This window comes from Chryseobacterium sp. FW101-FHT12H09 (assembly GCF_058790395.1).
The window spans coordinates 460,223-475,717 of sequence record NZ_JBYTCP010000003.1 but is presented as its reverse complement, the minus strand read 5'-3'; the positions used below and the strand labels follow the sequence as shown (position 1 = coordinate 475,717).

10 protein-coding genes are annotated in these 15,495 nt (G+C 33.7%); 5 read left to right on the top strand and 5 right to left on the bottom strand.

Features of this window, described 5'->3' with window-relative positions:
* Positions 1-40: 40 nt before the first annotated feature.
* Both AC3WRL_RS12870 and AC3WRL_RS12865 read left to right on the top strand, forming a co-directional pair.
* Positions 41-1,396 (top strand): deoxyguanosinetriphosphate triphosphohydrolase, encoded by a 1,356-nt coding sequence (locus AC3WRL_RS12870; protein ID WP_261513097.1) that lies wholly within the window; start codon positions 41-43, stop codon positions 1,394-1,396.
* A gap of 63 nt (positions 1,397-1,459) precedes the next feature.
* Positions 1,460-2,392: an SPFH domain-containing protein gene (locus AC3WRL_RS12865; RefSeq protein WP_214831455.1), complete on the top strand. Its 933-nt coding sequence runs from the start codon at positions 1,460-1,462 to the stop codon at positions 2,390-2,392.
* Between the two features lie 51 nt (positions 2,393-2,443).
* Here the strand turns inward: AC3WRL_RS12865 and AC3WRL_RS12860 are convergent, their stop codons facing one another.
* Positions 2,444-2,791 carry a DUF4377 domain-containing protein gene (locus AC3WRL_RS12860; protein WP_214831454.1) on the bottom strand — a complete coding sequence of 116 codons (348 nt, stop codon included), beginning with the start codon at positions 2,789-2,791 and terminating at the stop codon, positions 2,444-2,446.
* A 150-nt stretch (positions 2,792-2,941) separates the two neighbouring features.
* Here AC3WRL_RS12860 and AC3WRL_RS12855 point away from each other — a divergent pair, with 150 nt between their 5' ends.
* Positions 2,942-4,963 (top strand): hypothetical protein, encoded by a 2,022-nt coding sequence (locus AC3WRL_RS12855; protein WP_492330445.1) that lies wholly within the window; start codon positions 2,942-2,944, stop codon positions 4,961-4,963.
* Between the two features lie 146 nt (positions 4,964-5,109).
* Here the strand turns inward: AC3WRL_RS12855 and AC3WRL_RS12850 are convergent, their stop codons facing one another.
* Positions 5,110-7,119: a M43 family zinc metalloprotease gene (locus tag AC3WRL_RS12850; protein ID WP_492330444.1), complete on the bottom strand. Its 2,010-nt coding sequence runs from the start codon at positions 7,117-7,119 to the stop codon at positions 5,110-5,112.
* Between the two features lie 96 nt (positions 7,120-7,215).
* Between AC3WRL_RS12850 and AC3WRL_RS12845 the strand changes: the two genes are divergently transcribed.
* Entirely contained in the window at positions 7,216-7,692 is a 477-nt protein-coding gene (locus AC3WRL_RS12845) for a hypothetical protein (RefSeq protein WP_492330443.1), read from the top strand.
* A gap of 50 nt (positions 7,693-7,742) precedes the next feature.
* Here the strand turns inward: AC3WRL_RS12845 and AC3WRL_RS12840 are convergent, their stop codons facing one another.
* From AC3WRL_RS12840 to AC3WRL_RS12830, 3 genes are all read right to left on the bottom strand, one after another.
* Positions 7,743-8,057 carry an Mpo1-like protein gene (locus AC3WRL_RS12840; protein ID WP_261512563.1) on the bottom strand — a complete coding sequence of 105 codons (315 nt, stop codon included), beginning with the start codon at positions 8,055-8,057 and terminating at the stop codon, positions 7,743-7,745.
* A 148-nt stretch (positions 8,058-8,205) separates the two neighbouring features.
* A complete protein-coding gene (locus AC3WRL_RS12835; RefSeq protein ID WP_214831449.1) occupies positions 8,206-9,891 on the bottom strand; it encodes an APC family permease in 1,686 nt (561 codons plus the stop codon).
* A 113-nt stretch (positions 9,892-10,004) separates the two neighbouring features.
* Complete coding sequence (locus tag AC3WRL_RS12830) at positions 10,005-12,245, bottom strand: CocE/NonD family hydrolase (protein ID WP_492330442.1); 2,241 nt, start codon at positions 12,243-12,245, stop codon at positions 10,005-10,007.
* 238 nt (positions 12,246-12,483) lie between these two features.
* Between AC3WRL_RS12830 and AC3WRL_RS12825 the strand changes: the two genes are divergently transcribed.
* Positions 12,484-15,447 (top strand): tetratricopeptide repeat protein, encoded by a 2,964-nt coding sequence (locus AC3WRL_RS12825; RefSeq protein WP_214831447.1) that lies wholly within the window; start codon positions 12,484-12,486, stop codon positions 15,445-15,447.
* The last annotated feature ends 48 nt before the right edge of the window (positions 15,448-15,495 follow it).

The following is a 15,495-nucleotide window of genomic DNA, read 5'->3' as shown; positions in this document are numbered from 1 at the left end:
TATTCCGTAAAAGTAAAATTTGAAGTAATTTTGAAAAATGATGAATTTAAATCAGATTTTTACCAATCAGCGTACCGGAAATAACCCACATACTATAGCATCCAGAACAGATTTTCAGAGAGATTTTGACAGGATTATCTTCTCGGCTGCTTTTAGAAGATTGCAAAATAAAACACAGGTCTTTCCACTTCCTGGAAGTGTTTTTGTACATAACCGTCTTACACATTCTTTAGAAGTTTCATCAGTTGGAAGAAGTTTGGGAAGTATTATTGGAGAGTTTATTTCTGAAAATTATGTGAATGAACTTACAGAAGATTCTAAAAATTTTTATCTGCATAATTTGGGCAATGTGATAGCGGCAGCATGTTTATGTCATGATGTAGGTAATCCCGCATTCGGACACTCAGGAGAAGATGCTATTGCAAGCTATTTTGAAAGAAATGAAAAGGATTTGAAACCTAAGTTTTTAGAGAAAGAATGGGCAGATTTGGTTAATTTTGAAGGGAATGCCAATGCGATAAGGGTTTTAGCTCATCAACAGCAAGGAAAGGATGAAGGCGGAATTCAGCTTACTTTAACGACACTGGCAAGTATTGCAAAATATCCTTGTGAAGCAATCGCCAGACAAAAAGGAATTATACACCGAAAAAAATTCGGGTTCTTTCAAAATGAAAAAGAAACATTCTTAGAGATCGCTGAAAAAACAAATCTGATATGTGAAAGTAATGAACCTCATATCTTTAAAAGGCATCCATTTGTGTGGCTTGTGGAAGCTGCGGATGACATCTGTTACAATATCATTGATATGGAAGATGCCCACCGATTGGGAATTGTTTCTACAGCAGATTGTGAGAATTTATTTTTAGAATTGATAAAATCTGAAAACCAAGATACAAAAAGAGTAGAGCAGAAGTTAACGTCTATTTCTAATGATAATGAAAGGATTTCCTATTTAAGGGCTAAAGTGATTAATGCACTGATCAACAAATCAATTGAAACCTATAAAGAGAATTTTGAAACAATTCTTCATGGTAATTTAGATAGGGCGTTACTTGATATTTATAAATCGAATAATAAAACACTACAGGATATTGAAAGTTTCTCTATTGAGAAGATCTACAATCATAAAGCTGTCGTTGAAATTGAAAATGCAGGATATAATGTAATGTATGAGTTGCTAGATCATTTTATTCCTTCTGTTTTAAAATCGAAAGACGAAAGAAAATCCTACGATAAAATGGCGTTAAAACTTTTACCTAATCAATTTCTATATGAGGGTGGAACAGATTATCAGAAAGTATTGGGGGTTATTGATTTTGTGTCGGGAATGACGGATAATTATGCTACTGATCTCTACAGAAAAATAAAGGGTATCGATATAGGGATGACCATGTAATTTTAATAGAATTAAAAATAACAAATGCGTAACTTATACGACTAATCGATTAAAAATTATACTATGGCATATTTAGGCATTATTATTTTCATTGGACTTGTTACCTTATTTGCGTCCTTTTTTACTGTAAAACAGGAAACAGCAGCTATTGTAGAGCGTTTGGGAAAATTTCATTCTGTTCGTCATGCAGGTTTGCAATTGAAAATACCTTATTTAGATAAGATCTCTAAAAGAATGAATCTTAGAATTCAGCAATTAGATGTTATGATCGATACAAAAACACTGGATAATGTTTTCGTGAAAATGAAGATTTCAGTTCAGTTCCAGGTGATCAGATCACAGGTAGCGGATGCTTTTTATCGTTTAGAAAGTCCACATGATCAAATTACTTCTTACGTTTTTGATGTGGTAAGAGCAGAAGTTCCAAAACTGAAGCTGGATGATGTTTTCCTGAAAAAAGATGATATTGCTGTTGCCGTGAAGGCGGAGCTTCAGGAAGCAATGCAGAGTTATGGCTATGATATTATTAAAGCTTTGGTAACAGATATCGATCCTGATGAACAGGTAAAACATGCGATGAACAGAATCAATGCTGCAGAAAGGGAAAAAACTGCTGCTGAATATGAATCAGAAGCACAAAGAATAAGAATCGTAGCCGTTGCAAAAGCAGAGGCAGAATCTAAAAAATTACAAGGACAGGGAATTGCAGATCAAAGAAGGGAAATTGCTAAAGGTCTTGAGGAATCTGTAAGAATGCTGAATAATGTAGATATCAATTCTCATGAAGCATCAGCACTGATTGTTGTTACGCAGCATTATGATACTTTACATTCAATAGGTGCGACAAATAGGAGCAGTTTGGTTTTGCTTCCTAATTCACCTACAGCAGCAAGTGGAATGCTTAACGATCTGGTGGTTGCCATGACTACAGCAAATGCAGTAGGTGAAACAACCAAAGGAAAGTATACACCACCTCCAAAAGATCATGAACACTAACATATCAAATGTATAATAAAAGTAAAGCCTCCCAATATTAGGAGGCTTTTACTATTTTTTTGTTTTAGAAACCTGATTTATCAAAGTATATTTGATAGAAGATCCATCGGCAGGCGGATTTGCTATTTTTTCAGTTTTTACTTTTAATACATATTCATATCCTGGTTCGTAGGTAAATCCTTCAATGTTACTGTAGAAATTAGTCCAGTTTTCTGAAGCCTTTTCTTTAACCTGAAGACACTTCATTGGTGCTACTCCTGTGCAGTCAGCGGTTTGAGGTCCTACAATAAAAGTCTTTTCACTTCCGTCAGAAACTTTTGCAGAAGTTGTACATTGTGTTAATACAGCAATAGCCAATACTGGAAAAGCGCCTTTTAAAACGGTCATCATATTTTTCATAAATCTAATTTTAAAAAAAACGCGACAATTACTGTGCCGAATGCAAATTAAGAATCGTCGCTGTTCTACTCTTGTTTTTTAATTTTTAATTATTTAATTTCATCCCCCTTAATTATTTCAATCAAAACACATTAAATAGCAAATAATAATATGGATAATCAAATTCAAATTGAAAATTACAAAATTCAAAAGCCTGAATCGTGGGCGGGAAGCGTAGATGATCAGCAGCTTATTGAAAAAATAAAAGAATCGGATTTCTCCAATATGCAAATTAATGAAGGAAGGGATTACTGCTATTTTCTTGATAAGATCTACTATACAAGCAATGCAGAAAGCAATGAATATGTATGTATGGCTTATACGCTGAATGAACCATCCAACCTTGAAAGGGCATCCGTAATGGATATCGTGGTTGAAGAAAATGAAGTTTACAATCTTCATAGGATCAGTGTATTGAGAGAAGGCGTTTTAATTGATAAAATTCCTGATATGAAGATCAAAGTTTTAGATAGTGAAAATCAAAGTAGTGGTGGGATTTTAAGCAGTAACAAAAAGATTAATATCACTATAAAGGATTTGAGATTATACGATATTCTAATACTCGAAGACTCAAGGGTGAAAGCTTTTACTGAACGTGATTTTTTAAGAAAAGAATTTTCTAAATATGTATGGGTGAGCCCGGATAATTATTGGGCATATGGAAGTTATCAATTCACATTCGTTAATGACAGGGAAGAACCTGTAGCCTATAAAAAAGTATTCTTTAGAGATGAACAAGGGAATGTTTTAGAACCGGAAGTCTATCACCTAAAGAAAGGAGAAAGGTTTGCAATTCAGGAAGAAAATTATATCAATCCAGTAGATGCAAGTCGTGAGATTTTTCCCTTCATTGATTTCGCAACAGAAAGTAACTGGAAAGATCTTTCCAACTATATTGCTCCTATCTATGCAGAGATTTATAATAAATCATCTATAAAAGATTTTGCTCCGAAATTAATTGAAAAATTGGATGCTATCGCCGATCAGGATGAGAAACTCCAGTTTGCGATTGAGTATGTTCAGAATAATATCTATTATATTTTCAATGCAGATGAAATGAACGGGCATAAACCTCAGGAACCTTCTGTGACCTATGAAAATAAACAAGGTGACTGTAAGGCCAAATGTGTTTTATTGAAGGTTATTTTAGATTATATAGGAATTGATTCTTCTGTAGTTCTGGTAAATTATCACACGGATTATTATATTAAATATTATCTGCCTTCTTTGCTTTCATTTAATCATGTTGTAGTAAGGATCAACTATAAAGGGGAAGAATACTTTATCGATGCTACCATTCGTGATGAATTTGGATTAATAGAAAACAGGGGATTTTTATACTTTATGCATTATCTGGAAGTAAAACCTGATCAGGAGCTACAGCAAAGGAAAGCGTACCGCTATCCTTATTATTGTATCGATGAAAAAGTTGAATTTAATGCTCAGAATACTTCTGGAGAATTAAAATTAACCACCACTTACAAAGGAAATCGCGCTAATGCTATGAGAAGGTATTTTAAAAATACAAATAAAAGAGAGGTAGTAGACAGCTGGAATAATTTTCTGTTCTATAGTTTAAATTATTCTAATGACAGAAATGGAACGGATGTAAGAAACATCTTTAAAGATGCTTCAATAGATATTGTAAGCGATGATAAAAAGCTGAATGAATTTAAAATTGAATATCATGCAACCGTTGACAAACCTTATTATGTAGATCCACAGAACAATCGATTCTTAATGTATTTTGATCGTAATGTGATCAAAGCCAGTGCAAGGGATTTCTTACATAAAGACTTACCTTTCTGGCATAATTTCGATACAGAGAAATATGAGATCAATTTGTATACGGATCAGAAGATAGATACAGAAGAAAAATATACGGTTCAGGAAAGTACAATTAAAAATCCATATTTTGATTATACAAGCCGTAAAAAGATAACAAAAAATGGGGCTACAGTTTTTATTGATTATAAACCTTTAGTGAATCTGGAGATTCCTCAGGAAGAATTTGAAGCTTTTAGAACAGCACATCATACGGTTGCAGACAGTAACTTCGGATTAGGAATTGATATCATTGAACCGGGATTAATGAACAGATTGAAATTCAGCTTTAAAAAGCGATTTAAATAAGTTGAAAATTTTAATTATAATTAGTTCAGGTTTTGCAAAGCAAAACCTGAACTAATTTTTTATGGTGTAAAATATGGTTTTTGAATAAGTAGGAAGTATAAAAAATCCCCAGTTTTCATGGGGATTTTTAAATTTTGATCTATTTATTATTTCTTAATGAATTTAATGCTTTCAGAGATTTTATCATTATTTATTGTGATGGTATAGGTTCCTTTGGTTAAATCAGATACACGAATCTGGCTATTATTAACGTCCCCTTTTTTAACAATCTGTCCTATCGCATTATGAATTTCAAATTGGGTTTTTCCAGAGATGTTAACGATGTTGAGGATATCATTTACAGGATTAGGGTATATACCAAACTTATTGTTTTTAGTAGTTTCGTGGGTTCCCAGATTGTTCTGAGTCGTAAATGCTTTAGTTCCGTAGAATCCAAAATCGTCAGTTGCATGATATATAACCTGGCCAGTACTTGTAGATAGATTTACATACCCTCCGTCACTTAATCCATCGCCAAAATCATCAGAGATTGTGAATACATAACAATCCAATGGCAGTGTCCATGTTTGAGTGATTAAAGAGGGGCTTGGTTGTCCAGCTGGAGTGTTAGAGTAAGCTCCGGATTTGATAACTTGCCCAGCGCTATTTTTTAAATTCCATCTCGTTTCTCTGCCATATCTGTCTCTTAGTAATTTGAACGTTACAGTAGTTGTTGCAAAATATTCAGGCGCTACAGGTTTTACATAATTACCTGTTGAAACATTATTCGTACTTCTTTGATCAGCACTTCCATTAGCTGATACTATAGAAACAGAAACAGGTGAAGATGCAATAGTGTTATCTACAGGAATAAGGATCACACTTGATTTGTCTTGAGCTAGATTACCAGTCCAGTTATAATTTTGAGCCGTTCCTCCATTAAGTGAGTAGGAAACAACTGCAGAGGTCAAATTACTTGTTCCTCTGTTATATATAACAAGGCGTAATACACCAGCTCCACAATTAGTAACACCTATTGAGCAACCTCCGTCATATTTTATTTCGGCATCGTTTGCAAACAATGGAATTGCCTGATCAGTGTTAGATGTCTTCAATTCCTTTCTTCTTGGAGAATTGTCCATCACTGCCCTGATTCTTGTCTTCTGATCATTAGTATAAATATTCATACAAGTATCATTGGTGTAATCCATATAATTTTGAACCATTTCAAATACTGCTGGATTATCACAGCTTGGAATACTGGCATTACAACTGTAATTGGCACCGTGTGCAGTAGGGGTATCTGCACAGTAATCGTTTCCACATGTTGCATCTCCCCAGATGTGTCTCAATCCTACAAAATGTCCAACTTCATGGGTCATTGTTCTTCCTCTGTCATAACCAGGTTGCATAATAAATGTTCCGTCGTTATAATCTATACTTCCAAAAGTATTATAACCGGCAACCACACCATCTGTATTAGCTAATCCTCCATTTGCATCTAATCCTGCAAGACCAGAGTTGGAAGGAAATTGTGCATATCCTAAAAGTCCATTTCTTGCGAAATCAATGCTCCACATATTCATATATTTAGTAGGATCCCAAATAGTTTGAGGCTTTACAATGCTATCAATATGATCTTTGCTCCAGTAATCCTGACAAAGATTTTTTCTGTCAATGCCATTGGTAGGGTTTCCGTTAGGATCTACTTTAGCAAGTACGAATTGTATTTCAGTATCAGCTCCTACTAGGCTGGAGTTGAAACCTGGAGTATTGGCTAATTTTCTAAAATCATTAGTCATAACGGTAATCTGAGACATTACCTGGGCATCTGGAATATTGGGAGCTACTCCAATATTTTGTCCACTATGAATTACGTGTACTACTACAGGTATGGTAATAACATTTCCGTTTTGGGATTTATTCAGCTTAGCCTTTTCTATTAAAGGAGCTAACCAGGATTCAAATTGTTCCGTTGTTAATCTTCCCGGAAATTTCGCTTTTAAAGCATCTTCATATTCATTGGTTGCACATCTTTCAATACCTCGGGGATCTGTATTTCCTTCTGTTGATTGTTTTTGAAACTTTATCTCTTTTTTATTTTGAGCGTTCACCATTCCGGTAACAATAAAAATGGAAAGAGTTAAAGAAATTTTCGAAATAATAGATTTTGTCATTATTATAATAATTTTGTATTTTAGCAAATATATAATAATTTATTAAAAAACAGACTTAATAATCATAAAATATCATAATAAAATAAAAAATACACAATGAAAAAGCTATTTTTGACAATTAATATTATTTTTATAATTTTTAATACAGGTTGTTTTCATCAGAGTAAAAATGAAAACAACGAAAATAAATCAACTACTTCGATGAAAGTACAGAATATTGAAAATATTCAATTAATAGAACAAACAAGAGGTATTAATGAAAGTACTGTATTTACCCCTACCTTTATAGTATCAAGTTTAAATGGAGAAGCTGTAAAATCTTCTATTCCCCCTTCTTATTGGAAGAGTATATCCACACAAGCGGAAATAATTGATTTATCGAAAATATCACAACTTCAATCACCCACTACAGGAAGGTATTCCGATCAGGCTTTGTCTGCAACAATCGTGATTGTGTCCAATGGATCTACATTCACTTCCGCTAGTTTCGATGAAGGGAAGCCACCTAAAGAACTAGAGGCATTATATACAGAGATTAAAAAAAGCTCTGGAAAGTCAAAGAACAAGCCTTAATTATGATAAAATAGTGTGAAAAAAGAAGAATTGTTAATATGATATATGATTTACTTTGTTACAAATTTCTGCTTTCCTGTTAGCAATTCAAAAAACAATCTGAAATCTGAAATTAATGACCATAAAGGATATTTAAAAGTAGCTGGTTTATTTTTTTCAATTACCGCATGACTGAACCAGGCGAATCCATATCCAAAAATAGGAATATACCATAAGAACCTTTCTTTACCGGAGCTGATCACATAAGCAATGACTCCGAATATAAGGAGTGTTCCCAGAAAGTGAAAAATTCTTGTTCCCAGTTTACTGTGTTCAGTAAGGTAGAACTGATAAAATTCTCTGTACGTTTTTATTCTGTCGGACATGGTATATTGGTTTTAAGTTCTTATAAATAAAAGCAATAAGTTGGCCAATTTTTAATAAAAAAAAGGCAAAACTGCGAAGCCGCAAATTTGCCTTTTTTTATCTTATTATTCAGCGATTTGATTTTTCAAGTCTTTCGCTTTATACTATTTAATTTTTTAAACTATGCTCTTTCCCCAGTTTACTGTTTCTATATCCGTAGCAGAAATAAATTACCAGACCTATAGCGAACCATATTCCAAACCAGAACCAGTTTTCATGGCTCATTCCCGTAAGAAGATATAAACAAGAGCTTAAACCAATTAATGGAATTAGAGAAAAGTTTTTAATAAAGGTAAAGACACACAGAGCTAAATTAATCAGGAAGAAAACGAAAATAGAAGCTCTAAATTCACCTTCTTTAGGATCATTCCAATCCATTAGGTTATGGAAAAATTCAGGCTGCCAGATATAGAAACCGATTAATCCACCAATAAAAATAACAGGGAAGATGATTTTACCATTAATATAAGGAAGGTGAAATGTACCTTTAACTTTTTCTTTTGCAGGAAGCATTAAAACTCCGGCACAAACAAGCACGAAAGCGAAGATGGTTCCAATACTTGTAAAATCAAGAATGAACGTTTTATCAGTAAATAAAATAGGAACTCCCACTGCAATACCAGTAACAATAGTTGCGAATGAAGGGGTTTTATATTTTGGGTGTACCGTTTTGAATTTTTCAGGCATCAATCCGTCACGACTCATCGCATACCAGATTCTTGGCTGCCCCATTTGGAACACCAATAATACTGTGGTGATTGCAACAATGGCAACGAAAGAAACAACGAGTTCCATCCAGGCAACATTAGCATTAGATTTCTCAAATATGAATGAAAGCGGATCTCCAATACCATCAAATTTTCTGTAATCCACCATTCCCGTTAGAACTAAGGTCAAGGCAATATAGATCACTGTACAAAGTACAAGAGAGATGATCATCCCTTTAGGTAATGTTCTTTGTGGATCTTTAGTTTCTTCTGAAAGTACACTTAAAGCATCGAACCCAATATAAGCGAAGAAAACTCCGGAAACGGCACTCATTACACCGGCAAAACCATTAGGCATGAAAGAAGCTACATGTGTCTCGGGATTTACCGGAGTCCAGTTTTCAGTATTAATATAAGAGAATCCTACTAAAATTACGAGAACAATAACCGCTAGTTTTAAGATAACCAGTGAGTTGTTGAAATTTTTACTTTCTTTTACCCCGACATAACAAAGCCATGTGATCAATCCGTTGATTACCAATGCTGGAATATCAACAATAAATTTTAAACTTCCGATTAAAGGGGCAGATTTCCATGCATTAAGCAATTCCTTATTTTCAGAGCCACTCATAAAAGCCTTTTTGGCTTCTGTGTAACTGCAAGTCAGATAATCTGGGATATGCATTCCCAACCTTTCTAAAAAGCTGGTAAAATAATCTGACCACGAAAAGGCAACATAGATATTTCCAAAAGAATACTCCATGATCAATGCCCAACCGATAATCCATGCGATTAATTCTCCAAAACTTGCATAAGCATAGGTATAAGCAGAACCTGCTGTAGGAATTCTACTTGCAAACTCTGCATAGCAAAGTGCTGTAAAGCCGCAGGCAAAGCCACAAATCAAATATAATAGAATAACTCCGGGACCACCTCTAAAAACTGCTTCACCTAAACTGCTGAAACTTCCTGCTCCTATAATGGCTGCAATACCAAAAAAAACGATATCCCAAACACCTAAAACCCTTAAAAGGCTAGTCGATGTGTCTGTTGCTGAATAGTTTTTCCTTCTGAAAAGTTGATTCATTCAATGTCTATATTTGAGTTTGAAAAAAAGCAAATGTAATGATTTTTTGGTTGGTTGTCAGCGAAGACCACAATATTTAGGTAAAATGGTGTGGTTTAAATAAATAAAAACCTTTATTCTTTGTAGATAGGTATTTCCACATAGCTGTCATTATACCATTTTATTTCCAATGGTTCATTTGCGTCCTTTATCGTTTCATCACTTACATCTTTTCCTGTTCCGTAATTGATCTGCCATGCAGAATTCTTATTAACGCCAACCAATAATACCAGTTTGCTTCCTTTTTCTATTTTCTTACTGATAAATATTGAATTTTTAATAGGGATTTGTTCAACTTTACCTGGTTCAAGAAGTTGACGAACCGCATTGTTTTTTGCATAACTGGCTCTTACGATATGTGTTGATAGTAAAAAAGATTTACCATCCGGTTGTATTTGGTATAAATAAGTATCAGTGTCAAAATCTTTCTTGTTAATAGAGACATTAAAAAATCCGGATAGATTTCCACTTATAATAAGATCTTTGTCTAAGACTTCACTTTCAAAATAAACTGAATTGGTCGCTTTTACACTGTCTTTTTTACTTACCAGACGATAAGAATCTTTTTGATCCCTATTTTTAAAATCAACGGTTTGTTTAGTGAAACTTTTATTTGGAGGCTGAGTAAAAACGGATGGAATATCTTTATGATCCTGAAGATAAAACTTGATGGTTGAGGTGTGCATTTTTTCTAAGGTAGGAACGTGTTTCCATGTGTTGGTATTCATCACCTGGAAATTGATTTTATCTTTTAAAAGATCCGGTTTCTTACCATTTTTAAGAATGTAATCAAACCATGAAAAAGCAAGGTCATCAATACTTATTCTCGCAACCGGATCGATACGATTTCCACTGACATAGGTATATCCAAAACTTTGTGCACCTCCATGGTCATAAGGGCCTATTACAAGATAATGATTAGCATTCTTATTGTATTGATGGTGAGCTTTAAAATATGATAATGCTCCTATCTGATCATCATCATAATAACCAGTTGTCGTTAATATAGGAATATCTATGTTAGCAAAATCTTCTTTATAAGGAACCATTTTCTGCCAGTATTCATCATAACCCGGATGATCCAGCCATCTTTGAAAAATCTTGTTGGGCTGACCACTTATAGTGTCTAAAGCTCTGAATGATTTTCCGCTTTTGTACCATGCTGTGTTGATAGAATCCCATTTTGGGAAATTATTAAAGTCAGCTTCATCTGTAAATTTATTGTTAGTAACATACTTGATCCACTGTAGCATATAGCTCATGAATATATTATTTTGAGCTGGGTAATCTATTCCTATTCCTACAGCTACCTGAGGAACAATCGTTTTTAATGCTGGGTGTAATTTTTTTACAGCTGCCCACTGACTAAAACCAAGGTAACTTCCACCAATCATTCCAACCTTACCATCACTCCAGGGTTGTTTACTTACCCAATCTATAACTTCATAAAGATCTTGTGATTCATTTTCAAAAGGATTATTTTCATCATTACTGTTTCTTTTACCACGGGTATTGATAACTGCACCTACATAATTATAAATGGCAGCTCTTTTTCCAAAAAGTACATCAACTGGTCCTGCGTAGATGTTATTGCTAAGAATAACAGGGAGTGGAGCTTTGTTTTCTTTTTTTCTGACAATGGTAATCGTTAAGGTATTTCCACTTTTTAATTTAATATCCTTAGTTTCAATAATGAATTTTTCCTGATCTTTTGCAGCCAGCAATTGCATTATCTGAGGCTTAATGCTGGCATATATTTTATAACTTAAATAACTTTTACATAACGCCAAAGCTGACGGGTAATCTATACTGTCTTTATCTTTTTGTTTATCAATCGCCTTTTTAAAAAGCTTTCGGAAATTGTTGACATCTCCGTCAAAATAGGTGCCTAATCTAACGAGCAATTTATCGGAGAGGCTTTTGTATTTCTTATCAAATGCTTTTTGAAGTGCATTGTGGAAGGTTATATTGTCCCTCTTTTCAATTAATTTAGCTAAACTATAGACTTCGTGAGCGATGAATTTATTTCCAACCATATCATGATCAGCGAATTCATTACGATAATCTGATAAAGTAGCTATAGATTTTTTATAATCTTTTGAAAGCATCTCCAAACGGAAGAGGTTATCCAAAAAGTTAACTTTACTTTGTTGTTTAAGTTTAAGCAAAGGCTTTTGGGTCATAAGTTCCGATGCAAGAACAGGGAGTTGTTTTTCGAGTATTGAAGAGTCTGTCACGGCAGTTTTTGGAAAGTAAAACTTTTGGGCGTGCAGCAGATTTACAAATATTAATGCTAAAAGTATTTTAAATTTCATGTAATGGTATGTTTTTAGATGCTGTAAAATGGATGTCAGATTAAAAAATTTAATTTGATATTTTTATATTGAAATAATTAATCTTTTATGACACTAAATTAATCAATTTTTGTCATGAAATAGTGAAATGTATTCAATTGATATTTTTGATTATTAAACCTTTTAAAACTTGCTTAAACAATAAGTTTTTAATATTTTCGTTAACTTATATAGACTAATTTTTTTATTCAAATAAAGAATGAAATCAAAAAAAATACTTTTAGCGGCTGCTGTGATCTATTTCGGAATTTCCGATGCTCAACAGTCCCAATACTTTACCCAGAAAGAAAATTATAGATTCAATCTAGCCGAAAATCTTTACCAGACCAAAATATACAACGCTTCTCAATACGAATATGCCAGACAGTATTTTTATAATCAAAATCTGTCCAGGTCTAAGAAAGAAGCTGCACAGTTTTTTGATAATGTGATCGGAGTGATCCTTCAGAAGAATCATGCTGAAGAAGGTTTAACTGCTTTTATTAAAGAATATCCGAATTCTGCTTATTTTGCTCAGGCTAATCTACCACTAGCGGATTATTATTTGGCTAAAAAAGATTTTGATAAGGCGTTAGAGACCTTAAAAAATGTGAATCAGTATCAGCTTTCAAAGGAGGAAAATACACAATATATTCTGAAACTAGGGTACGCAAAATTCATGACCGGAGACTCTAAAGGAGCGACTGATGCCCTGGAGGAAGCTTACAAATCTGCGGATGAATCTCAAAAAGGAGATATTGCTTACATGCTTGGGCACTTATATTATTCTAATAAACAGAATGATAAAGCATTTCAGTATTTTGATTCTGTAAAAGATCAGCCAAAATATGCTAAACTTGTTCGCCCGTATTATGTTCAGATGTATTACAATGATAAGGACTATGATAAAGCGATCTCTGAAGGAAATCTGTTATTGAACGAAAATATTTCCGATTCTTATAAAGCGGAAGTTCATAAGATCATTGGAGAAAGTTATTTCATGAAGAATGATTATACTTCAGCGTATCCGCACTTAAAAGATTATCTGAGTGTTCAGCAGAGTCCTTCTGAAAATGACTTGTATGAAATGGGATTTGTAGCTGCACAATTGAAAAAATATGATGAAGCCGTTTCTTATTACAATCAGCTCTTAAACAGCAATTCTGCATTGGCTCAAAATGCTTATTACCAATTAGGAAATGCTTATCTGGCAGTTGATAAAAAACAGGAAGCTCTTTCAGCATTCCGTTCTTCTTATCAGATGGATTATGATGCGAAGGTGAAAAAGCTCGCTCATGAACAATATGCAAAATTAAGCTACGATATCGGAAACCCTTTTGAAAGTGCATCAGGGGTTATTCAAAGCTATATCAATGAAAATCAGAATGCAGACAATGCTTCAGAGATGAGGTCTCTCTTGGTGAAATCTTATTTGTACTCAGGAAATTATAAAGAAACACTCAATGCGATCGACAGATTGCAAAGCTCCACTCCTGAAATTGACAAAGTAGATCAGGAAGTTTCTTATTTACTGGGAACTGAAGAGTTCAACAAAGGAAATTATGATGAAGCTGAGAAGTATTTTTTAAGAAGTTTAGCTTTCAACATCAATAAAGAATTTAATAGCAGAGCTTTATACTGGCTGGCTCAGACGTATTACCAGAAAGGAAATTATCCTTCTGCAATTGCCCGTTATGAGAAACTTCTTACAGCAACTTTCCCTGAAAAGCAACAGTTGCCTTACGATCTTGGCTATGCTTATTTTAAATCTAAAAAGTTTGATCAGGCACAAACTTATTTCAAACAATATTTAACTAATCCTAAACCGGAATTTAAAAACGATGCAGAACTTCGTTTAGCAGATATTCATTATGCCAATAATGAGCTGAATGATGCAATTGCGATCTATGATAAAAATGAAGATGCTACAGACTATACTTTATATCAAAAAGGAATGGCTTTAGGATTTAAAGGTGATACTCAGGCAAAAATAACCAGTTTAAAATCACTTTTATCTAAGTATCCGACATCTGAGTATTATGATGATTCTCAATATGAAATAGGAACGGCATATGCAGCACAGGATGATTTTGCGAATTCAAATGATTATTTCGCTAAAGTAATTAAAACATCTTCAGATAAAGATTTAATTGCCAATGCATCTATTTACAGAGCTCAGAATTACATTGATCAGAATCAAAATGATAAGGCGATTGCTGAATTAAAAACTCTTGGGGACCAGTATAAGAATACAGCGTATGCTCAGAAAATTGTTCAGGCAGCGAAACCAATTTTCACTAAAAGTGGTGATGTTGCAGGGTACGAAAGCTTTGCTAAAAATATTGGGGTTAATGTAGATGCTTCAGAGATCGATGAGATCAATCTTTCTACGGGAAAACAATATTTCACGAAGAAAGATTACAAGAATGCTATTTCTTATTACGAAAAATATTTAACCCAAAACCCAACAGGAGACGGCCTTTATCAGGCTAAATATGAATTGGGAGAAAGTTATTATCAAACGAATAATTCTACAAAAGCATTATTAGTGTTGCAGGAGGTTGCCAACGTTCAGAATGATTATCAGGATGATGCTCAGACCCGTTTAGCGCAGATTTATGTAGCACAAGGTAATACTGCCGAAGCCAAAAAATATTTAGAGAACATTAAAAACTCTTCTGATATTAATATTAAGAACTATGCTAACGTAGAATTGATGAAGATGTATGCTGAAGAAAAAGATTTCTCACAGGCTGAAAAACTGGCTAATGATGTCATTGCTAATACAAAAAACTCTGCAGCAGTAATTGAAACGGCAAAAGTGATCAAAGCAAGAAGCTTAATGAACTCTTCCAAAGATAAAGATGCTCAGACCGCATATGCTTCTCTTGAAAAGTCTTCCAATACAGAAGTGGCGGCAGAAGCATTATATGCAAAAGCATTCTACCAGAATAAAGGAAAAGCTTTCAAATCTTCCAACGAAACCATCTTCAAATTGGCGAACAATTATTCTTCCGAAGAATATTGGGGAGCTAAAGCTCTGGTAATAATGGCTAAAAATTATATTGGCTTAAAAGATAATTATCAGGCAAGTTATACTTGTGATCAGATCATTGCCAACTACAAGGATTTCCCGGAAATCGTAGCAGAAGCTAAAGAAGTGAAAAAACAGATCAAAAAATAAAAATGTACTTCGTATTCATGGGTATTATTCATTAATACATTTTACGTG

Coding starts and splice junctions, on each gene's coding strand:
- AC3WRL_RS12845 (WP_492330443.1), top strand. CDS start 7,216: ATGAAAAAGCTATTTTTGACAATTAATATTATTTTTATAATTTTTAAT.
- AC3WRL_RS12830 (WP_492330442.1), bottom strand. CDS start 12,245: ATGAAATTTAAAATACTTTTAGCATTAATATTTGTAAATCTGCTGCAC.
- AC3WRL_RS12835 (WP_214831449.1), bottom strand. CDS start 9,891: ATGAATCAACTTTTCAGAAGGAAAAACTATTCAGCAACAGACACATCG.
- AC3WRL_RS12865 (WP_214831455.1), top strand. CDS start 1,460: ATGGCATATTTAGGCATTATTATTTTCATTGGACTTGTTACCTTATTT.
- AC3WRL_RS12850 (WP_492330444.1), bottom strand. CDS start 7,119: ATGACAAAATCTATTATTTCGAAAATTTCTTTAACTCTTTCCATTTTT.
- AC3WRL_RS12825 (WP_214831447.1), top strand. CDS start 12,484: ATGAAATCAAAAAAAATACTTTTAGCGGCTGCTGTGATCTATTTCGGA.
- AC3WRL_RS12855 (WP_492330445.1), top strand. CDS start 2,942: ATGGATAATCAAATTCAAATTGAAAATTACAAAATTCAAAAGCCTGAA.
- AC3WRL_RS12870 (WP_261513097.1), top strand. CDS start 41: ATGAATTTAAATCAGATTTTTACCAATCAGCGTACCGGAAATAACCCA.
- AC3WRL_RS12840 (WP_261512563.1), bottom strand. CDS start 8,057: ATGTCCGACAGAATAAAAACGTACAGAGAATTTTATCAGTTCTACCTT.
- AC3WRL_RS12860 (WP_214831454.1), bottom strand. CDS start 2,791: ATGAAAAATATGATGACCGTTTTAAAAGGCGCTTTTCCAGTATTGGCT.